Origin of the sequence: Spirillospora sp. NPDC029432, from assembly GCF_040703975.1 — a bacterium.
Lineage (GTDB): Bacteria > Actinomycetota > Actinomycetes > Streptosporangiales > Streptosporangiaceae > Spirillospora.
On sequence record NZ_JBEZWH010000063.1, the window covers coordinates 1 to 19,263 of the forward strand.

Genomic DNA, 19,263 nt, shown 5'->3' on the forward strand with positions numbered 1-19,263 from the left:
GGTCTGCTGCGGCCTTAACGGGCCGTGCAGGGGGTGCCGCGCAGCAACGGTGCCGTGCCGGCGCTCTGCTTCGCGGTCCCCCCCCCGGCCGGGGTCGCCGGGCCGCTCACCGCCGCCGAGTCCCGCGCGCTGCGCCGCGCCCGCGCCGACCGGGACCGGCGGCCGTTCGAGGGCTCGCTGGTCGTGGTCACCGGCGCGGGCGGCGGCATCGGGCGGGCGACGTCGCTGGCGTTCGCCGAGCTCGGCGCGGAGGTCGTCGCCGCCGACATCGACCCGGCGGCCGCGCAGCGCACCGCCGACCTGGCCGGGCTCGTCGGCCCGCCCGGGCACGCGTTCCAGGTGGACGTCGCCGACGCGGAGGCGATGGAGGACTTCGCGAAGTCCGTCCTGCACGAGCACGGCGTCCCCGAGGTCGTCGTCAACAACGCCGGCATCGGCATGGCCGGACCGTTCCTGGAGCACTCGGCCGAGGACTGGAAGCGCGTCCTGGACGTCAACCTCTGGGGCGTCATCCACGGCTCCCGGCTGTTCGCGGCGCAGATGGCCGAGCACGGCCAGGGCGGCCACATCGTCAACACCGCCTCGGCCGCAGCGTTCACGCCCTCGCGCGCCCTGCCCGCGTACGCCACCAGCAAGGCGGCCGTGCTGATGCTCACCGAGTGCCTGCGCGCCGACCTGGCCGGCAAGGGCATCGGGGTCAGCGCGATCTGCCCGGGCGTGGTGGACACCGGCATCACGCGCGCGTCGACGTTCGTCGGGACGGGCGCGGAGGGGCAGGAGGAGAGCCGGCGGCGCGCGGCGCGGGCGTACGCGCTCCGCGGGTTCAAGCCCGAGGGCGTCGCCGAGCGGATCGTACAGGCCGTCCGCGAGGACCGCGCGCTCGTCCCCGTCACCCCCGAGGCCGTCCTCGGCTACGCGGGCTCGCGGCTGTCCCCGCGGCTGATGCGGCTGTTCGCACGCCTCGACATCGGCTGATCAGGGTGACGGTTCGGCACCCGGGGCTTCCCCCGCCCGCCGAACCGTGCGACCTTGGCAGCAAGAGCCCGGCGCACGGCCCACCGCGGCCCTTCCCGGGCGGCGTCCGAACCGGCACCGGGAGCGTGAGCACATGAGGATTCGCGACATCCTGCGTAGGAAAGGGACGGCGGTGGCCACCGTGCGTCCCGACTCGACCGTACGGGACCTGCTGGCCACCCTGTCCGAGCACAACGTCGGCGCCGTCGTCGTCTCCCCCGACGGCGCGGCCATCGCCGGGATCGCGTCCGAGCGCGACGTGGTCCGCAGGCTGCACGAGCACGGCGCCGGGCTCCTCGGCCGGCCCGTCTCGGAGATCATGACCGCCGAGGTCCGCACCTGCGAGCCGGGCGCCGACGTGGACGACCTGCGCCGCACGATGACCGAGCACCGCATCCGGCACCTGCCCGTCGTCGAGGCCGGCCGGCTCGCCGGGATCGTGAGCATCGGCGACGTCGTCAAGAGCACCATCGACGAGCTGGAGAGCGAGCGCGAGTACCTGGTGGACTACATCCAGCGCGCCCCTTGACCCTCCCCTACACGTACGCGGGCAGCGGCCGGGAGAGCGGGGCCGACTCCACCTCCCGGTAGGCCAGGGCCAGCCGGGCGACGGCGTCGCGCAGCGTCTCGGGCGGCAGCACGTACGGCAGCCGCACGTAGTCCTCCAGCACGCCGTCGGCGCCGAACACCGGCCCGGGCACCACGCGCACGCCGCGCCGCTCGGCCGCCTCGGTCAGCAGCGTCGCCACCGGGGCGCCCAGCCGCGCCCACAGGGACATGCCGCCCTCGGGCAGCGTGAAGTCCCAGCCGGGAAGCATCTCGCGCAGCGCCGCGGCGAGCGCGTCCCGGTTGCGCCGCAGGGCCGCGGCCCGTTCCGCGCGCACCTCCTCCACGCGCAGCAGCAGCTCCCGCACGATCAGCTGGTCCAGCACCGGGCTGGCCATGTCCAGCGGCTCGCGCGCCACGATCAGGCGGCGGGCCAGCGGCGCGGTGGTCCGGATCCAGCCGATCCGGAGGCCGCCCCACAGCAGCTTGGACGCCGAGCCGATGCTGATCACCCGGCCGCCGGTGTCGAACGCGGCCATCGGCGCGGGGGACGGCGCATCCGGATCGTGCGCCAGCTCGGCGAACGTCTCGTCGGCGACCACCAGCGCGTCGGCGCGGCGGGCGGCGTCCACCAGGGCCTCCCGGTCGGCCTCGCCCATCAGCGCGCCCGTCGGGTTGTGGAAGTCGGCGACGGTGTAGGCGAGCCGTACCGCGGCCTGCCGCATGCTCCCGGCGATCAGCTCGACGTCCCAGCCCTCGTTCACCCCGGCGGGGACGAGCCGCGCGCCGGCGCGGCGGAGCGCGCCGAGCGCGTGCGGGTAGGTGGGCCGCTCGACCAGCGCGGGCGCGCCCGGCTCCACCATGGTCTGGGTCAGCAGCGTGAACGCCTGCTGCGCGCCGGTGGTCACGACGATCTGGTCGGGCCGGGTCGGCACGCCGCGCTCGGCGTACCGGGCGGCGATCACCTCCCGCAGCTCGGCCAGGCCGGCGGGCTCGTACCCCGGCCCGGCGCTGTGCCGCGGCAGCTCGGCGACCGCCGCGGCCACCGCCCCCTCGAAGATCGAGGGGGCGCCCGGGGTCGCACAACCCAGGTCGATGAACCGGGCGTCGCCGGGCGCGTGCGCCATCCCGAAGCGGGCTCCGGACGCCCCGGCGCGGGGCCCGGACGGCGGGCGTGACATGCTGGTCCGCGGCAGCGCCGTCCAGCTCCCCGCCCCCCGCCGGCTGGCGATGTAGCCCTCGTCGCGGAGCCGGTCGTAGGCGGCCGTCACGGTCGTGCGGCTGACCCCGAGGGCCGCCGCCAGATCGCGTTCGGCGGGCAGCCGCGTGCGCACCGCCAGCCGGCCGTCCAGGACGAGCGAGCGCACCGCCCGGGCGAGGGCGGCGTTGTACGGGCGCTCCTGCGGGACGTCGCCGAGCAGCCGGGCCAGCTGCGCGCCGCTCACGTAACGCGTACTCATGCAGGCCACTTTCTCATAATTGGCCCTACAAGGAACAGGCCACTGCGAACCACACTGGTCGCGTACTGCACGAAGACGCTGAAGGAAGAACAGAAATGGCCCTGATGGCTCGCAGGCTTTTCCAGCTGTACGCGGGATTGGCCCTCTACGGGTTCGGCATCGCGCTTCAGGTTGCCTCCACCCTCGGCAACGACCCCTGGGACGTGTTCCACGAGGGCCTGGCGCGGCGCTTCGGCCTCTCCATCGGGCTGTGGATCATCATCGCCGGCGCCGTGGTCATGCTGGCGTGGATCCCGCTGCGGCAGCGTCCCGGCATCGGAACGATCAGCAACGTGCTGCTCGTCGGCGCGTTCGCCGACCTGTTCCTGTGGCTGCTGCCCGACCCCGGATCCACCGCCGCCCGCTGGGCCTACCTGGTGACGGCCGTCCTCGCGGGCGGCATCGCCACCGGCTCCTACATCGGCGCCGGGCTGGGCCCCGGCCCCCGCGACGGCCTGATGACCGGGCTGGCGGCGCGCGGCCACTCGATCCGCGTCGTGCGGACCGGGATCGAGCTGGCCGTCCTCGCGGTCGGCTGGCTGCTGGGCGGCACGGTCGGCGTCGGCACCGTGCTGTACGCCCTGGCGATCGGCCCGCTCGCCCACGTCTTCCTGCCGCTCCTGGAGATCAAGAAGCCGGAGCCGGACCCCGAGCAGGCCCCGGAGGACGCACCGCAGCCCGTGCCCGCCCTGGAGCCCGACCCCGAGCCCGCCGCCACCTGACGCCGGCCGAAGCGGAGGCGGACGGGCTACCTTGCCGGCATCGGCGCGACCGCGCCGATGCCGGCGGTCGCGCCCCCGGCCCCCGGTGCGCGCGCGAAGCGGTCAGGCGTCCCCTCGCCGTCAGGGCTCGGCGGTGAGCGTGGTCAGGACCGAGGCCAGCTCCTGCGGCAGGACGAGGGTGTCGCCCTCGTACCGCGTCTCCAGCAGGGACAGCTCGCCCGCGCGCCACCAGTACAGGTAGGGGCTCAGCGAGCCGGGCCCGTCCTCGTAGGCGTGGTGGGCCTGGCCCTGGAGCTCCCGCGCGGCGGCGGCCGCGGCGCGGTAGCGGGCCCGCGGGCCGCCCTCCACCGGCTGGATCGGGTGCGCCACGATCAGGCTGCGGTTGGGGGCGATCACCAGCGCGCCGTACGGCCCGATCGGCAGGTACTCGTCCAGCCAGGCCAGGTGGGTGACGGCGTAGAACGTCCAGCCGTGCAGCACGGCCATCCGCACGCCGCCGAGGTCCTGCTCGTCGAGCTGGAGCGGCCCGTCGGCGCGGACGTTGGCGCGGCCGAGCATGAACAGGGCGTCGCCGGAGACCGGCCAGCCCTCCATCTCGTCGGTGGTGACGGTCCGGACGGTGGTGGGCGTGTCGACCACCACGACCTCGATCAGGCCGGGCGCGAACGGGCGCGCGGCCAGGATGCCGTTGTCGGCCTCGGCCGGGTAGATGCGGGTGCGCAGCAGGTGCTGGGCGAGGTCGAAGTCGCTGAGGTCGAGGGGCTCCTCGATCGCGGTGACGATCGTGGTGACATGGTCGGAGACCAGCGCGGGCCAGTCGTCGCGCGGCACCAGCCGCGCCAGCTGGCGCAGGTTGCGCATGCTCACGTGCAGCCGGTTGGCGCCCTCCAGCAGCATGACGTCCCCGGGGACGCGCCGCGAGGCGTAGCCGAGGCTCTCGGCCACCAGCACCAGCAGGGAGTCCAGACTGCCGTCGTCGACGTCGTCCCGGCGCGCGTGCCGCCCGCTCATCGCAGACCTCCCCTGGGCCCGCCGGGCCCGTCGGGTCCGGGCGGTGGCGGCCCGGCCAGCGTCAGCGTCCCGGTGTCGAGCCGGTACGGGGCGCCCAGCTCCAGCGTGAGCTGGCGGGGCCCGTGCCCGGCCGGGACGCCGGCCAGGATCGGCACGCCGAGCGGCCCGAGGCGCCCGGCGACGACGGCGTCCAGCTCGGCCGGGTCGCCGCAGTCGTGCCACGGGCCGAGGACGATCCCGGCCGCCCCGTCGAACCAGCCCGCCCGCAGCAGCTGGGTGAGCATCCGGTCGATCCGGTACGGGGCCTCGGCGACGTCCTCCAGGAAGACGATCCGCCCGGCGGCGGGCGGTGGCGCGTCCGGAGTGCCGAGCAGCGCCGTCAGCAGGGCGAGCGTGCCGCCCGTCAGGAGGCCCTCGGCGCGCCCGGGGCGCAGGACGCAGGTCCCGACCAGGTCGGTGCCGCCGGTCCCCTCCCCCGCGTCCTCCGGGCCGAACAGCACCGCGCGGAGGTGGCGGAGCGCCCGCTCCCGCTCCCCCGCGCCCTCGGCGAGCAGCTCGCCGGCCGTCATCGGGCCGAACGAGGTGGTGATCCCCAGCCGCCTCGCGAAGGCCGCGTGCAGGGCCGTGACGTCGCTGGACCCGTGCAGGATCTTTGGAGCGGTCCCGCGCCCGGCTTCGATGATCTTGTCCCAGTCGATCAGTCCGAGCAGCCGGGTGGCGCCGTACCCGCCGCGGGCGCACAGCACCGCGCGGACCTCCGGGTCGCACCAGGCGGCCACCAGGTCGGCGGCGCGGTCGGCGTCCTGGCCCGCGAGCCGCTGCCAGCCCTCGCCGGCGCCGTCCGTGCCCTCACCAGCACCGTCTGTGCCCGCAGGCGGGCCGAGCGGGACGCGGTCGAGCGCGTGTTCCCCGACGGTCACCTCGAGGCCCAGGTCGCGCAGGACGTCGCAGCCGGCCCGGAGGCGGACCGGGTCCACCGGCCCGCTGGGCGCGATCACCGCCACCCGGTCCCCCGGGCGCAGCCGGGCGAATCGGCGCGGCGCCGGGGCCCGGTCCTCGGACAGGCTCCCGGGCGTACGGTCAAGCGGCCGGTCGGACACGCTCCGGCGGTCGTCCTCTGCCCCCGCGCGGGCGACCCCGCTCACCAACCCGATCCCTCCTCGCACCGCAACGGATAGAGCTTGTCAGGATTGCGGCCGCAACGGAAGGGGGCGCCGGTCACGACCCGTCGACCGACCGTGACCTCCGCCACTCCCGGGCAGCCCCCGCGCGCTCACCGCCGGGTGCCGAGCGCCAGCCCGACCAGCCTGGGCAGCGCCTCCCCGATCGGCGTGCGCAGCACCGCGTCGGCCAGCTCATCGTACGGGGTGGGCTGGGCGTTGATGATCACCAGCCGCGCGCCCGCCTCGACCGCCTCCAGGCAGAGCCCGGCGGCGGGCTGGACGGTCAGCGAGGTCCCCACGGCCAGGAACAGCTCGCAGGAGCGGGCGGCGCGCACCGCCGCGTCCAGCACGTCCTCCTTGAGCGCCTGCCCGAACGAGATCGTCGCCGACTTCTGCAGGCCGCCGCACTCGGCGCAGGGCGGGTCCTCCTCGCCGGCCGCCACCCGGGCCAGCACCTCGGGCATCGGGGTGATCAGACCGCAGGCCAGGCACTCGGCGTCGCGCATGGTGCCGTGGATCTCGATCACCAGCCCGGCGCCGGAACCGGCCTTCTGGTGCAGCCCGTCGATGTTCTGGGTGATCAGCCCGCGCAGCCGACCGGCCCGCTCCAGCTCCACCAGCGCGGCGTGCCCGGCGTTCGGCTCGGCGTCCCAGGCGGCGTGGTCCAGGCGGGACCGCCAGGCGCGCCGCCTGACCTCGGGATCGGCGAGATATGACCCGATCGTGGACATCGCCTCGGCGGCGGGGTCCTTCGTCCACACGCCCCGCGGCCCGCGGAAGTCGGGAATCCCGCTGTCGGTGCTGATCCCGGCCCCGGTCAGCACGGTGAACGTCCCCACTTCGGGCAGCAGCGCGGCCAGAGTCGTCGCGGTCATGGTCCCAGGCTAAGACCGGAACGCCCTAGTCTGCTCCGATTAACCTGGTGGGAGTGGGCAGTGACAGGAACGCTCACCGGCACTGAAGTGAGAGACTGGGCGCTGGTATGAAGGCAACGCCGCACATCCTGGTGATCAACGGGACGAAGGTCCGCAGGCCGGTGTTCGTTCTGGGCTCCCCGCACTCCGGCGCGGACCTCGTCGCCCGCGCCGTGAAGCGCTCCGCCGGGTTCCATCTGACGATCGGGCGGCCGGGCGTGCTCCAGATGGTCTACGCGTTCGCCCAGCGGCCCTCGATCGCCACCGAGCGCGGCCGGGGCGCCGCCCGGGTGCTCCGCGACGCCTACGCCGAGGCCTGGCAGATGTCCGGCGCCGGCTGCGCCGGGTGCCGTTCCGAATGCTGGGAGGCGGCCGGGCTCCGGCCGCCGGACGCGGGGGACGCGAGCTGCGTCGAGCCGCGCGGCGTCGACCGCTTCGGCGACGCCTCCCCCGATCTGATCTACAGCGCCGACGTGCTGCTGGACGCCTTCCCCGACGCCCAGCTGCTCCAGGTGATCAGGGACGGCCGGGACGTGGTCGCCGACATGCTGGACGACGAGCGCTGCCTGGCCTGGTTCAAGCCCGGCCTGACCAACCTGGACGAGGTGTTCCCCAACCCGTTCCTGGGCGTCGAGGAGGTCGTCGAGCGCGATCGCTGGCCGCGCGCCGCCGCCGCGGTCAAGTGCGCCCTGCGCTGGCGCGGATCGGTCCGGCTCAGCGCCCGGCTGCGCGCGCAGACTCCCGAGGAGCAGCTGATGACCGTCCGGTACGAGGACCTGGTCCGGCGGCCCGGCCCGGTCGCCGACGAGCTGTCGGACTACCTCGGCTCGCAGATCTCCAAGCTCGCCCTGACCAGCCTGGTCCGCGAGGCCGCCGGCGAGCCCCGCGAGGAGCCCCGCCGGCCGGAGCTGCGGCTCCCCGAGCGGCTGCTCCCCGAGCTGCGGCTGCCCGACCTGCGCAAGGGCGACTCCCGCCGCGGCGAGCGGGACGGCGACGCCCCGCGGCCCGGCGGGCGCCTCACGCCGCGCCAGCTGGAGCAGGTCGAGCGGATCGCCGGCACCGAGCTGGAGCGGCTCGGCTACCGGCTCAGCGGCGGCGGATGACCGCCGCCGACGACGCCGCGACCTGCGGCCCGAGCCACCCGATGGCCACCCCGGCGGCGCCCAGTCCCACCAGCAGCACCGTGTAGCGGGCCGGCCCGCCGCTCACGATCCCGCGCCGGACGATCCCGCCGCCTGCCGTTCCGGTCCTCGCCGTTCCGGTCCTCGCCGTTCCGGTCTTCGCCACTCCGGTCTTCGCCACGCCGTCCCCGGCGGCCCGTGCCGCCCGGGGCACGGGGGTGATCGTCGTACGCACCCTGGCTCCCTCTCCTCCGATGACGCCCTCCACTCACTGTGACGCGCGCGAGTGGCCGCCTGGTTGCCATCCCGGCGCGCGCGGAGAAAGGACAAGGAAACCGCATCCGGCGCCGGGGGGACGGCCGATTCGGGCGGAAACCGGCGATCAGTTCAGCTGGCGCTCGGCCACCGGGTCGCCGTCCTGCCGGGCGAACTGGGTCCGGTAGAGCTCGGCGTAGAGCCCGCCCTGCAGCAGCAGTTCCTCGTGGCGGCCGCGTTCGGCCACCCGGCCGTCCTCGATCACCAGGATCTGGTCGGCCTCCCGGATCGTCGACAGCCGGTGCGCGATCACCAGCGAGGTGCGGCCCGCCAGCGCCGTGCGCAGCGCCCGCTGGACGGCCGCCTCGGACTCGGAGTCCAGGTGCGCGGTCGCCTCGTCCAGGACCACCACCGAGGGGGCCTTCAGCAGCAGCCGGGCGATCGCCAGCCGCTGCTTCTCGCCGCCCGACAGCCGGTAGCCGCGGTCGCCCACGACGGTGTCCAGGCCCTCGGGCATGTCCTCGACCAGCCCGCCGATCTGCGCGGCCTCCAGCGCGGCCAGGATCTCCTCGTCGGTGGCGTCCGGGCGGGCGTAGCGCATGTTGACGCGGATCGTGTCGTGGAACAGGTGGGCGTCCTGGCTCACCACGCCCACCTGGTCGCGCAGCGACTCCAGCGTGACGTCGCGGACATCCTGCCCGCCGATGCGCACGGCGCCGCCGGACACGTCGTACAGCCGGGAGACCAGGTGGGTGATCGTGGATTTGCCCGCCCCGGACGGCCCCACCAGCGCGATCAGCGAGCCGGGCGCGGCGGTGAACGAGACGCCGTGCAGCACCTCGCGGCCGGGCGCGGTGTCGGTGCGGGCGATCGACTCCAGCGAGGCCAGCGAGACCTCCTCCGCCGACGGGTAGGCGAACTGGACGTCGTCGAACTCCACCGCCGGAGCCTGCCGCTTCTCCAGCGCGACGCCGCCGGCGCCCCCGGCCGCGGCCGCGCCGAGGCGCTCGGCGCCGTCCTTGTCGTCGATGAGGGGCTTGAGGTCCAGCACCTCGAAGACCCGGTCGAAGCTCACCAGCGCGGTCATGACGTCCACGTGGACGTTGGACAGCGCGGTCAGCGGGCCGTACATCCGGGTCAGCAGCGTCGCCAGCGCGACCAGCGTGCCGAGCTGGAAGTTGCCGTCCACGACCAGGAAGCCGCCCACGCCGTACACCATGGCCGTCGCCAGCGCCGCGACCAGGGTCAGCGCGGTGAAGAAGACGCGGCCGTACATCGCCGCGACGACGCCGATGTCGCGGACGCGGGCGGCGCGCTGGGAGAAGTTATCCTCCTCCTCGGCCGGCCGCCCGTACAGCTTGGCGAGCATCGCGCCGGCGACGTTGAACCGCTCGGTCATCAGCGAGCTCATCTCGGCGTCCAGCTCCATCTGCTCGCGGCTGATCCGCGACAGCCGCTTGCCGACCCACTTGGCCGGGAGGACGAACACCGGCAGGAGCAGCAGCGCGATCAGCGTGACCTGCCACGACAGGATCATCATCGTGACCAGCACCAGCAGCAGGCTGATCACGTTGGAGACCACCGAGGACAGCGTGGTGGTCAGCGCCCGCTGCGCGCCGATCACGTCGTTGTTGAGGCGGCTCACCAGCGAGCCCGTCTGCGCCCGCATGAAGAACGCGACGGGCTGGCGCTGCACGTGCCCGAACACCTGCGTCCGCAGGTCGTAGATCAGCCCCTCGCCGACGCGGGCCGAGTACCACCGCTGGGCCAGGCCGAGCACGGCCTCCACCAGCGCCAGCGCGGCCACCCCGACGGCCAGCCAGATCACCAGGTCGTGCCGCTCCGGCACGATGCCGCGGTCGATGATCGCCTTCAGCAGCAGCGGGTTCGCCACGACGATCACCGCGGCGAGCGAGTTCAGCGCCAGGAAGAGCACCAGCTCGCGCACGTAGGGGCGCGCGTAGCCCGCGATACGCCGCACCGTCCCCGGCTTGAGCTTCTGCTGGGTGACCGACCCGTCCCGGCGGAACGAGGCCATCACCTGCCAGCCGTTGCCCGGCGTTCCCGGCATCCCCACTGCGGCCTCCGTGTCGTCCAGTCGCACCCGTAATCAAGTAAGCATCTCAGGGTCCGCCCCGTGGAACGCTCCCGGCCGGCGCCCGCTTCCCGGGTCCGCTCACGGCGTAACCGCCCGTCCCGAGGCCGGTTCCGGGCGATCGCCTGGACGGCCCCGCGGTACGGGGGTACAAGTGATCAACATCGTCAGGCTCGTCATCATCGGGAGCCCCTCGTGATCCGAAGACTCACCCGAGGCGGCGCCGGCGCGATCACCCTCGCCGCCGCGCTGCTCGCCACCACCGCACTCCCGGCCGGCGCGGCGCCGCACGCCCCGCCCGCCGCCCCGTCCCCCGCCGGGATCAAGGTCGAGAACGGCGAGACCCAGCCGGTCTTCTCCCGCGCGGACGCCGTCACCCAGACCGTCATGATCGAGACGACCGCCGACAGCGACCGGGACGGCGTCCGCGACCGCGTCCAGATGCGGATCATGCGGCCCAAGGAGACCGACCAAGGCCTCAAGGTGCCCACCATCCTGGAGCCCAGCCCGTACTGGGCGGGAACGCACGACATCCCGCTGTACCCCGTCGACATCGACGGCGCGCAGACCCGCGGGCAGGGCGCCGTCAAGCGGAACCTGGCCGACATCTTCCCCGGCTACTACGACAACTACTTCCTGCCCCGCGGGTACGCGATCGCCAACCTCGACAGCATCGGCACCGGCGGCTCCACCGGCTGCCCGACCTCCGGCGACCGCGACGAGCAGGCCGGGACGAAGGCCGCCGTCGACTGGCTGAACGGCCGCGCCCGCGGCTGGACGCCCGACGGGGCGCCGATCAAGGCGGACTGGTCCACCGGGAACGTCGGCATGATCGGGCAGTCGTACAACGGCACGCTGCCCAACATGGCGGCCGCCAGCGGCGTCGAGGGCCTCAAGGCGATCGTGCCGGTCGCGGCGATCTCCAGCTGGTACGACTACTACCGCGCCAACGGCGGCGTCGTGGCGCCCGGCGGCTTCCAGGGCGAGGACCTCGACATCCTGGCCAAGGTCGTGCTGACCCGCCAGAACCCCGAGGTCTGCAAGCAGGTGATCGACGACATCACCGCGGTCCAGGACCGCGTCACGGGCGACTACAGCAAGATCTGGGCCGAGCGCGACTACGTCGGCGACGCCCGCAAGGTCAAGGCCGCGGTAATGGTCGTGCACGGCCTCAACGACTGGAACGTCAAGGTCAAGAACTCCGTCCAGTGGTGGAACGCGCTGAAGAAGGCGGGCGTGCCGCGCAAGCTCTGGCTGCACCAGGCGAACCACGCGACGCCGTTCCGGTGGCGGCTGGAGGAGTGGCTGCGGCAGACGCACCACTGGTTCGACCACTGGCTGTACGACATCGACAACGGCATCACCAAGGAGCCGCGGGTCGACGTCGAGCGCGCCCCCGGACAGTGGGAGACCGCGCGCGACTGGCCCGTCCCCGGCACGCGGCACGTGCCGCTGAGCCTGAACGCCGGACCGGGCGGCCAGCCCGGCTCGCTGTCGCGCCTCCCGCGCCGCGGCCCCGTCCAGTCGCTGACCGACGCCGGGCGGACCCGCACCGCCGAGCAGCTGCTGGTGAACGAGGACCAGGCCGACCCGGGCCGGCTCGCCTACCTGACGCCGGCGCTGAAGAAGGCCGTCCGGGTGAACGGGATCCCGAAGGCCGCGTTCCGCGCGTCCCTGGACGGGCGCTCGCCGTACCTGACCGCGCTGCTGGTCGACTACGGCACCGACACCCGGCCCACCGGCGCCCGCTACGACACCGGTGAGCGGGTCTGCTACGGCCAGGGCGTGCCGGGCGACGACGGGTGCACGACCCGGCAGGCGCACCGGACCGAGACCGCCCCGTACAAGATCATCACGCGCGGCTGGCTGGACGCGCGCAACCGGCACAGCCCGAGCCGGACCGAGCCGATCAGGGCCGGCAAGATGTACGACTTCCGGTGGGACTTCGAGCCCACTGACTACGTCGTCAAGCCCGGCCACCGGCTCGGCGTGATCGTCCTGTCCACCGACTACGACTACACGCTGCGCTACCCGGCCGGGACGAAGCTGTCCCTCCAGCCGGGCACCAGCAAGGTGTGGCTGCCGCTGGCGGGCGGGAACGGCCGCGAGGCCCTCGGCTGATCCCGTACGGACGCGCAGGCGCCCGCTGCCCCGTTCAGGGGCGGCGGGCGCCTCTGTGTCACACTCGGCTCTCTCAGGGTCCTCTCAGGGCCTCTCAGGCCTTCCCGGGAGCTCTCTGGACCTCGCGGCCCGTCTCAGGAGCGTGCGGAGAACATCTCGCGAAGCCGGCCGATCTGCTCCTGGCGCTCGGCCGCGCACTGCTCCTCGAGGGTGTTGACGGGGGCCTGCGTCAGCAGCCGCTTGGTCGCCGCGGCCGCGCCCGGGTTGACCGCCAGCAGGGCGTCGACCAGCGCGCGGACGGCCTCGTCCAGGCCCTCCCGCGGCACCACGAGCTCCGCCAGGCCCAGCCGGGCGGCCTCCTCCGCCTCGACCGTGCGGGCCGTCAGGCACAGCTCCAGGGCCCGCGGGAGGCCGACGGCCTCGACCAGTGGCTTCGTTCCGGTCAGGTCGGGGACCAGGCCCAGCGCCGGCTCCTTCATGCAGAACTTCGTGTCGTCGGCGATGATCCGCAGGTCGCAGGCCAGCGCCAGCTGGAAACCGCCGCCGATGGCGTGCCCGTGCACCGCCGCGACCGTCACGAGGTCGGGCCGGCGCAGCCAGGTGTAGCCCTCCTGCAGCTCGGCGATGAAGCGGTCGGTCTCGGCGGCGTCGGAACCGTCGCCGAAGGACTCGGCACCGCCGGAGAACATGCTCAGATCGATCCCGGCGGAGAACGACGGCCCCGCCCCGCGCAGCACGACCACGCGCACGTCCGCGGGCAGGCTCCGGCCGATGGCCGCCAGCCCGCGCCAGGTCGCGAAGGTCATGGCGTTGCGGCGCTCCGGCCGGTCCAGCGTGACGATCGCGACCGCGCCGTCGAGGTCCAGCCGCAGCCCCGCCTCCGCCAGGCCGGGCACGGCCGGGTCGAGGGCCGGCCCCTCCCCGGCCGGCCCCGAGCCCGGCGCCGTGACCGGTTCCGGCCGCGGCTCCTCGGCCCTCACGTCCGCCATTCGTGTTCCCCTTCCGCGCGTTCCATGCCGGTGCGGCTCCCGCACCGGCCGCGCGGCGGAGCGGACGGGGTCCTCCCCGCGGCCCGCCCGCCGCCGCGACCGAACCCTACTCGGCCGGCCGGGCGGCGGGTCAGGCGGTGCGCTCTACCGGGGGTCGACGTCCGTTCAGGACTTCTTGCCGCGGGTCGCGCCGCCGCGACCGCGCAGGTTGACGCCGGATTCGGTGAGAATCCGGTGGATGAAACCGTACGAGCGGCCGGTGGCGGCTGCCAGGGCGCGGATGCTCTCGCCGGAGTCGTACCTCTTCTTGAGTTCCGTCGCCAGCTTGTCGCGCTCGGCACCGGTCACGCGGGTGCCCTTCTTGAGGGTCTCGGCCACGAGTACCTCCCGTAGTGATGTGGTGACCGCTGCGTTATCCCCCGCCATGATCAGTCATTCCCGCTCGTTCGGCTACCCACTCCGCCAGAAAAGATCTGTCTGAGTCATGGTGCAGGTCACGCAAGTGCCACCAGATCGGCAAACTCATCACTCCAGATGTCTTCCACACCATCCGGCAGCAAAATCACTCTTTCTGGGCTGAGCGCGTCCACCGCGCCCTCATCGTGGGTCACCATCACGATGGCGCCGGCGAACGTCCGGAGCGCGGCCAGGATCTCGGCCCGGCTGGCCGGGTCGAGGTTGTTGGTGGGCTCGTCGAGGAGGAGCACGTTGGCGCTGGAGACGACCAGCATCGCCAGGGCGAGCCGGGTCTTCTCGCCGCCCGACAGCACGCCGGCCGGCTTGTCGACGTCGTCGCCGGAGAACAGGAACGAGCCGAGGATCTTGCGGACCTCGACCGGCGCCATGCCGGGCGCCGCCGACTGCATGTTCTCCAGCACCGAGCGCTCCACCTCGAGCTGCTCGTGCTCCTGCGCGTAGTAGCCGAGCCGGAGGCCGTGGCCGGCCACCACCCGGCCGGTGTCGGGCTTGTCGACCCCGGCCAGCATCCGCAGCAGCGTCGTCTTGCCGGCGCCGTTCAGGCCCAGCACCACGACCCGGCTGCCGCGGTCGATCGCCAGGTCGACATCGGTGAAGATCTCCAGCGAGCCGTACGACTTGGACAGCGCCTCGGCGGTCAGCGGGGTCTTGCCGCACGGCGCCGGGTCCGGGAACCGGATCTTGGCGACCTTGTCGGCCTTCCGCTCGCCCTCGACCCCGGCCAGCAGCTGCCGGGCCCGCCGGTCCATCTGCTGGGCGGCCTTGGCCTTGGTGGCCTTGGCCCGCATCTTGTCGGCCTGCGACAGCAGCGTGGCGGCCTGCCGGTGGGCGTTGGCCGACTCGCGCTTGCGCCGCCGCTCGTCGGTCTCCCGCTGGTCCAGGTACTTCTTCCAGCCGACGTTGTAGATGTCGATCACGCTGCGGTTGGCGTCCAGGTGGAACACCCGGTTGACCACCGCGCCCAGCAGCTCCACATCGTGGCTGATCACCACCAGGCCGCCCTGGTGGCCCTTGAGGAAGTCGCGAAGCCAGACGATCGAGTCGGCGTCCAGGTGGTTGGTGGGCTCGTCCAGCAGCAGCGTGTCGGCGCCGGAGAACAGGATCCTGGCCAGCTCCACCCGGCGCCGCTGGCCGCCGGACAGCGTGCCGAGGGGCTGGGTCATGATCCGGTCGGGCAGGCCCAGGCTGGAGGCGATGGAGGCGGCCTCGGCCTCGGCGGAGTAGCCGCCGAGCACGTGCAGCCGCTCCTCCAGCCGGCCGTACCGGCGGACGGCCTTGTCACGCTCGGTGCCCGTCGTGGTGGCCATCGCGTCCTCGGCGGCGCGCAGCTTGCGGATCACCTCGTCCAGCCCGCGGGCCGACAGGATGCGGTCGCGGGCCAGCTCCTCCAGGTCGACCCCGCGCGGGTCCTGCGGCAGGTAGCCGACCGTGCCGGAGCGGGTGACGCCGCCCTGCGCGGGCTGCGCCTCACCGGCCAGGACCTTGGTGAGGGTGGTCTTGCCGGCGCCGTTGCGCCCGACGAAGCCCACCCGGTCGCCGGGGTTGACCCGGAAGGTGGCGCCTTCGATGAGCAGCCGGGATCCGGCGCGCAGCTCGATGTCATTGGCAATGATCACGGTGACGGGCTTCCCTGACGGAGACTCGGACGGGCAGGCGGCGCCCTCGCACGGGTGGGGGGCGGAACCGAGCGGACACGAAACAGCGCGTCACGGTCCGTGACCGCAACGCGCTTGAAGGCCTGTCAGCTCGGGAACGAAACCATCCGATCAGTGTACGTGACGCGGGCGGCCGGTCCCGGCCATGCCCGTCCCGCTCGAACGGATGCGCGAGCGGGGCCGCCGGGCGGAGGATCCGGTACGCCCGCGTACGCGCGAAATCGGCGAGCACGAAGGAGTGCGTCCCATGACCCGACTCACGAGCAACGCCCCGGCCGGCACCCCCAATTGGCTGGATCTGGGAATCCCCGATATGGAACGGGCCAAAGAGTTCTACCGAAACCTATTCGGTTGGGAATTCGTGGACTACGGCCCGGAGGCCGGCCATTACCACGGGTGCCTGTTGCGGGGCGAGTCGGTCGCCGGAATGATGCAGAATCCGGAGCCGGGCGCCGATTATTGGTGGAGCCTCTATTTCTCCACCGACGACCTCGACGGCACCGTCAAACGCGTGACCGACGCGGGCGGGAGCGTGGTCGAACCGCCCATGGACGTGATGGACCAGGGCCGCATGGCGATCGTCACCGACGCGATGGGCGCCCAGTTCGGCCTGTGGCAGGGGCAGGAGCACATCGGCTCGGCGATCGTGAACGAGCCGGGCTCGTTCGTCTGGAACGAGCTGACCACCACCGACCGGCGGCGCGCGTCCGAGTTCTACGCGGCGGTGTTCGGCCACACGCCCGAGGACATGCCCGGTGACATGGGCTACACGGTGCTCAACCGGGCGGACGGCCAGGGCATCGCCGGGATCATGGACGGCCCGGCGGGCTCGCCCTCCGCCTGGTCGACCTACTTCCAGGTCGAGGACCCCGACGCGGCGGTCCGGACCGTTCGCGAGAACGGCGGCGAGGTCGTCGCCGAGCCCGAGGACACCCCGTACGGCCGCATCGCGTTCGTCCGGGACCCGTTCGGCGTCGAGTTCCGCCTGATGCGCCCGACCCCGGCGTAGCCTTCGCCGGCGCCGTCCCGGCCCCGGCCCGCGCGGCCGGGGCCCGGGAACGGGTCAGTGGTCGCGCTCGGCGGCCAGCCGCTGGCCGATGGTGTGGTGCAGCCGCTGCAGCCCGCCGGTGCCGAGCATGCCGACCTGGCCCTCCAGGTCGCGCAGCAGCGTGTCCTCGTTCGCGACGGCCTCCGAGGACTGCATGAGCACCGTGCCCTGTCCGGTGAAGTCGAACTGGTGCTCCTCGCCGGACGTGCCGCCGATCCCGAACACGCTCCTGGCGGCACCGAGCACGCCGCGCACGTACGAGTGGTCGTAGTGGTGGCAGGGCGAGGGGCAGTCGGCCCAGCCGAGCAGCGCCTGCGGGTCCACCCGGATCGGCGGCTCGACGAAGTGGACGGGCCCGTTGGAGGCGGCCACGAACCGGCCGGTGCCGATCAGCGTCAGGAACCCCGGGATGATCGACTGCTTGAGCTCCAGGCCGGGCTCGAACGCCAGCAGGTTGCCGGCCCGGATCGTCAGGTTGCCCTGGTCCAGGTCGAAGGAGTTGACGTCGAAGCCGCGGTCGGCGAGCACGAGCTTGCCCTGGCCCTGCGCGACGATCCAGTCGTGGGCGTACAGCGGCGAGTGGAACGAGGCCGCCACCAGCGCGTCCAGCGGGCCCGCCGACAGCGCCTCGAACCTGACCTGCCCGTAGTAGGCGATCATCTTGCCCTTCTGCGCGAACCACTGGCCGTTGAGGTCCACGCTGAAGGCGTAGGGGTTGACGTTGTCGTTGGACGGCAGCGTCATCGCGTTGAACGTCGGGACTGCCACGGTCAGATCTTCCTCTCGCTGGCCTGGACGTAGACGACGCCGGATCCGCTCAGCTCCAGCTGGAAGCCCTCGCCCGAGCCGCGGCCGATCAGGTCGCGCAGCCCGACCGCGGTGGTGAGCTTGTTCTGCACCTGGCCGCGGTGCGCGACGTACGCCTGCGGGTCCACGTGCACCGGCCGCTGCGGCGTGATCGGCATCTCCATGACGCCGCCGTGCGACAGCAGCGCGCACGACCCCTGGCCGGAGAGCGTGGTGGTGAAGAGGCCCTGGCCGCTGACCGCGCCCCGCACGACGCCGCCGATGCCACCCTGCTCGCCCATGAACATCGTCCCGACCTGGAGGGACGCGTCGTGCACCAGCAGCCGGTCGGCCTCCACCACCAGAGTGTCGCCGCCGGTCAGCTCCACGACGTTGACGTGCAGCCCGGCGTGGCCGAACATCGCGGTGCCCTGGCCCGTCACGTGCATCATCACGGTCCGCTCGCCGGCGACCGCGCGGCCGAGGGCGCCGCCGATGCCCTGCCCGGCGGTGGCGCTGGGCGCGAAGTTCACCGCGCCCGTGTACGCCAGCATCGCGCCGCGCCGGCTGTAGACCTCCCGGCCGGGCGCGATCGCGACCTGGAGCATCTTGGAGTTGATCGACTCGTATCCCGGCATCAGATCTCCAGAATCCCGCCGCGTTCGGCCGGCTGGACGTACACCAGCCCATGCCCCTGGTACCGGAACTGCACGCTCTCCCCCGAGCCCTGGCCGAGGACGGTGCGCCAGTTGACGTCGGTGACGACGTCCTGCTGGAGCTGCCCGTGGTGGGCGACGTAGGCGTGCGGGTCCACGCACAGCGGCATCTGGGGCGTCACCTCCAGCGCGATCGCGGGCCCGTCGGACAGGATCGCGACCGTGCCGTGCCCGTCCACCTTGGTGGTCGCCAGGCCCTGGCCGGTGCCCATCCCGCGCAGCCCGACGAAGTGCACGCCGGTCTGCAGGCCGCCCTCCAGCGCCAGCAGGCTCTCCGACTCCACGTACAGCGTGTCCCCGGCGAGCGGCACCAGCGTCACCTCGGTGGCCTCGCTGGCCAGGTAGACGGTGCCCTGCCCGCTGATCTCCATGAGCGTCATGCCCTCGCCGGCGATGCGGCGCTTGAGCGCGCCGCGCAGCCCCTCGCCGCCGGACATGCCCTGCCGCTTGAACGCCATCTGGCCCTCGTAGGCGACCATGGACCCGTTCAGGGCCCGGATCGACTCCCCGGCCAGATCGACGGCCAGCATCCTCGAGCCGTTCAATCGAAATTGCGCCACGCCGCCACAACATACCGGCACGGGCATCGCCGCGGAGATCACCGGCGGAGATCGGCGCGGGCGGCGCCCGGCGCGTTGCCGGGTCTGGCCGCCCCGGATCGGGGAAGATGGCAGGCATGTGGATCGCCCCCGAGAACCGCGGCGCAGGCCGCTGGGTCGTGCCCGCGATCGTGCTCTGCGCCGGCGCGGTGGTCGCCGGCGTGCTGGCCGCCGACGGCCGGGGCGGCACGGGGCTCGTCGCGCTGGCGGTGCTGGCCGGCTACGCGGCGGCCCTGGCCTACCGGCGCAACGAGCCTGCCCTGACGATCAGCGAGGGGTTCGGCACCGGGCACCGCGCCCGCGCCCACCTGCGGGCCGCCGCCATGACGGGCGACGTGGTCACCGGCGCGCTGGTGGCGGCGGTGGTGGTGCAGGGGCTGCGCGGCGCCGACATCATGCCGTACGCGTGGCTGGCGGCGCTGGCGGGCGGCACGTACGTCCTGTCGGCGCTGGCCGCCGCCCGCGCGCTCTGAGGCGTCCCCGGAACGCCCTCGGGGAGGGCTCGCCCGCCCGCGCGCGAGCGTCAAGATCA

Annotated in this window: 19 protein-coding genes; 7 read left to right on the top strand and 12 right to left on the bottom strand. The window is 73.5% G+C overall.

The window, feature by feature from the left end:
• The first annotated feature begins 33 nt into the window (after window positions 1-33).
• Both AB0881_RS33225 and AB0881_RS33230 read left to right on the top strand, forming a co-directional pair.
• Entirely contained in the window at window positions 34-975 is a 942-nt protein-coding gene (locus tag AB0881_RS33225) for an SDR family NAD(P)-dependent oxidoreductase (protein WP_366623414.1), read from the top strand.
• A gap of 133 nt (window positions 976-1,108) precedes the next feature.
• The gene (locus tag AB0881_RS33230; RefSeq protein WP_366623416.1) at window positions 1,109-1,543 is read left to right on the top strand and encodes a CBS domain-containing protein; all 435 of its coding nucleotides are present in this window, start codon (window positions 1,109-1,111) and stop codon (window positions 1,541-1,543) included.
• A 7-nt stretch (window positions 1,544-1,550) separates the two neighbouring features.
• On the opposite strand, the gene AB0881_RS33235 is transcribed toward AB0881_RS33230, so the two are convergent.
• Complete coding sequence (locus tag AB0881_RS33235) at window positions 1,551-3,020, bottom strand: PLP-dependent aminotransferase family protein (protein WP_366623418.1); 1,470 nt, start codon at window positions 3,018-3,020, stop codon at window positions 1,551-1,553.
• A 95-nt stretch (window positions 3,021-3,115) separates the two neighbouring features.
• Between AB0881_RS33235 and AB0881_RS33240 the strand changes: the two genes are divergently transcribed.
• A complete protein-coding gene (locus tag AB0881_RS33240; protein ID WP_366623420.1) occupies window positions 3,116-3,781 on the top strand; it encodes a hypothetical protein in 666 nt (221 codons plus the stop codon).
• Between the two features lie 120 nt (window positions 3,782-3,901).
• On the opposite strand, the gene AB0881_RS33245 is transcribed toward AB0881_RS33240, so the two are convergent.
• The 3 genes from AB0881_RS33245 to AB0881_RS33255 form a co-directional block, all read right to left on the bottom strand.
• Window positions 3,902-4,792 (bottom strand): hypothetical protein, encoded by an 891-nt coding sequence (locus AB0881_RS33245; protein ID WP_366623421.1) that lies wholly within the window; start codon window positions 4,790-4,792, stop codon window positions 3,902-3,904.
• A complete protein-coding gene (locus tag AB0881_RS33250) occupies window positions 4,789-5,937 on the bottom strand; it encodes an LD-carboxypeptidase (RefSeq protein WP_366623423.1) in 1,149 nt (382 codons plus the stop codon). The genes AB0881_RS33245 and AB0881_RS33250 overlap by 4 nt, the downstream gene beginning before the upstream one ends.
• A 128-nt stretch (window positions 5,938-6,065) precedes the next feature.
• Complete coding sequence (locus tag AB0881_RS33255) at window positions 6,066-6,830, bottom strand: Sir2 family NAD-dependent protein deacetylase (protein WP_366623425.1); 765 nt, start codon at window positions 6,828-6,830, stop codon at window positions 6,066-6,068.
• 107 nt (window positions 6,831-6,937) lie between these two features.
• Here AB0881_RS33255 and AB0881_RS33260 point away from each other — a divergent pair, with 107 nt between their 5' ends.
• Complete coding sequence (locus AB0881_RS33260; protein WP_366623427.1) at window positions 6,938-7,972, top strand: sulfotransferase; 1,035 nt, start codon at window positions 6,938-6,940, stop codon at window positions 7,970-7,972.
• Here AB0881_RS33260 and AB0881_RS33265 read toward each other — a convergent pair.
• On the bottom strand, window positions 7,956-8,225 hold the full coding sequence (locus AB0881_RS33265; protein WP_366623429.1) for a hypothetical protein: 270 nt from the start codon (window positions 8,223-8,225) through the stop codon (window positions 7,956-7,958). The genes AB0881_RS33260 and AB0881_RS33265 overlap by 17 nt on opposite strands.
• A gap of 147 nt (window positions 8,226-8,372) precedes the next feature.
• On the bottom strand, window positions 8,373-10,316 hold the full coding sequence (locus AB0881_RS33270) for an ABC transporter ATP-binding protein (protein WP_366623496.1): 1,944 nt from the start codon (window positions 10,314-10,316) through the stop codon (window positions 8,373-8,375).
• A 219-nt stretch (window positions 10,317-10,535) separates the two neighbouring features.
• Here AB0881_RS33270 and AB0881_RS33275 point away from each other — a divergent pair, with 219 nt between their 5' ends.
• Entirely contained in the window at window positions 10,536-12,461 is a 1,926-nt protein-coding gene (locus tag AB0881_RS33275; protein ID WP_366623430.1) for a Xaa-Pro dipeptidyl-peptidase, read from the top strand.
• A 134-nt stretch (window positions 12,462-12,595) separates the two neighbouring features.
• On the opposite strand, the gene AB0881_RS33280 is transcribed toward AB0881_RS33275, so the two are convergent.
• The 3 genes from AB0881_RS33280 to abc-f all read right to left on the bottom strand — a co-directional run bounded on the left by AB0881_RS33280 (window position 12,596) and on the right by abc-f (window position 15,543).
• Window positions 12,596-13,450, bottom strand: a complete 855-nt coding sequence (locus AB0881_RS33280; protein ID WP_366623432.1) for an enoyl-CoA hydratase/isomerase family protein — start codon at window positions 13,448-13,450, stop codon at window positions 12,596-12,598.
• A gap of 165 nt (window positions 13,451-13,615) precedes the next feature.
• Window positions 13,616-13,828 carry a helix-turn-helix domain-containing protein gene (locus tag AB0881_RS33285; protein ID WP_018656527.1) on the bottom strand — a complete coding sequence of 71 codons (213 nt, stop codon included), beginning with the start codon at window positions 13,826-13,828 and terminating at the stop codon, window positions 13,616-13,618.
• Window positions 13,829-13,944: 116 nt separating this feature from the next.
• A complete protein-coding gene (gene abc-f / locus AB0881_RS33290) occupies window positions 13,945-15,543 on the bottom strand; it encodes a ribosomal protection-like ABC-F family protein (protein ID WP_366623434.1) in 1,599 nt (532 codons plus the stop codon).
• 286 nt (window positions 15,544-15,829) lie between these two features.
• On the opposite strand from abc-f, the gene AB0881_RS33295 reads away from it, so the two are divergent.
• The gene (locus AB0881_RS33295; RefSeq protein WP_366623436.1) at window positions 15,830-16,591 is read left to right on the top strand and encodes a VOC family protein; all 762 of its coding nucleotides are present in this window, start codon (window positions 15,830-15,832) and stop codon (window positions 16,589-16,591) included.
• 54 nt (window positions 16,592-16,645) lie between these two features.
• Here the strand turns inward: AB0881_RS33295 and AB0881_RS33300 are convergent, their stop codons facing one another.
• From AB0881_RS33300 to AB0881_RS33310, 3 genes are read right to left on the bottom strand one after another with little or no spacing between them, the layout of a single operon-like run.
• Entirely contained in the window at window positions 16,646-17,398 is a 753-nt protein-coding gene (locus tag AB0881_RS33300; RefSeq protein ID WP_366623438.1) for an AIM24 family protein, read from the bottom strand.
• 2 nt (window positions 17,399-17,400) lie between these two features.
• Entirely contained in the window at window positions 17,401-18,054 is a 654-nt protein-coding gene (locus AB0881_RS33305) for an AIM24 family protein (RefSeq protein WP_366623440.1), read from the bottom strand.
• Window positions 18,054-18,719 (bottom strand): AIM24 family protein, encoded by a 666-nt coding sequence (locus AB0881_RS33310; RefSeq protein WP_366623442.1) that lies wholly within the window; start codon window positions 18,717-18,719, stop codon window positions 18,054-18,056. The genes AB0881_RS33305 and AB0881_RS33310 overlap by 1 nt, the downstream gene beginning before the upstream one ends.
• An 89-nt stretch (window positions 18,720-18,808) precedes the next feature.
• Here AB0881_RS33310 and AB0881_RS33315 point away from each other — a divergent pair, with 89 nt between their 5' ends.
• Window positions 18,809-19,204 (top strand): ABC transporter permease, encoded by a 396-nt coding sequence (locus AB0881_RS33315; protein ID WP_366623444.1) that lies wholly within the window; start codon window positions 18,809-18,811, stop codon window positions 19,202-19,204.
• Window positions 19,205-19,263 lie beyond the last annotated feature (59 nt).

Excerpts from the sequence above, each read along its gene's own strand:
- AB0881_RS33230 (WP_366623416.1), top strand. The coding sequence starts at position 1,109 with ATGAGGATTCGCGACATCCTGCGTAGGAAAGGGACGGCGGTGGCCACC.
- AB0881_RS33235 (WP_366623418.1), bottom strand. The coding sequence starts at position 3,020 with ATGAGTACGCGTTACGTGAGCGGCGCGCAGCTGGCCCGGCTGCTCGGC.
- AB0881_RS33240 (WP_366623420.1), top strand. The coding sequence starts at position 3,116 with ATGGCCCTGATGGCTCGCAGGCTTTTCCAGCTGTACGCGGGATTGGCC.
- AB0881_RS33245 (WP_366623421.1), bottom strand. The coding sequence starts at position 4,792 with ATGAGCGGGCGGCACGCGCGCCGGGACGACGTCGACGACGGCAGTCTG.
- AB0881_RS33255 (WP_366623425.1), bottom strand. The coding sequence starts at position 6,830 with ATGACCGCGACGACTCTGGCCGCGCTGCTGCCCGAAGTGGGGACGTTC.
- AB0881_RS33260 (WP_366623427.1), top strand. The coding sequence starts at position 6,938 with ATGAAGGCAACGCCGCACATCCTGGTGATCAACGGGACGAAGGTCCGC.
- AB0881_RS33270 (WP_366623496.1), bottom strand. The coding sequence starts at position 10,316 with ATGCCGGGAACGCCGGGCAACGGCTGGCAGGTGATGGCCTCGTTCCGC.
- AB0881_RS33280 (WP_366623432.1), bottom strand. The coding sequence starts at position 13,450 with ATGGCGGACGTGAGGGCCGAGGAGCCGCGGCCGGAACCGGTCACGGCG.
- AB0881_RS33295 (WP_366623436.1), top strand. The coding sequence starts at position 15,830 with ATGACCCGACTCACGAGCAACGCCCCGGCCGGCACCCCCAATTGGCTG.
- AB0881_RS33305 (WP_366623440.1), bottom strand. The coding sequence starts at position 18,054 with ATGCCGGGATACGAGTCGATCAACTCCAAGATGCTCCAGGTCGCGATC.
- AB0881_RS33310 (WP_366623442.1), bottom strand. The coding sequence starts at position 18,719 with ATGCCCGTGCCGGTATGTTGTGGCGGCGTGGCGCAATTTCGATTGAAC.
- AB0881_RS33315 (WP_366623444.1), top strand. The coding sequence starts at position 18,809 with ATGTGGATCGCCCCCGAGAACCGCGGCGCAGGCCGCTGGGTCGTGCCC.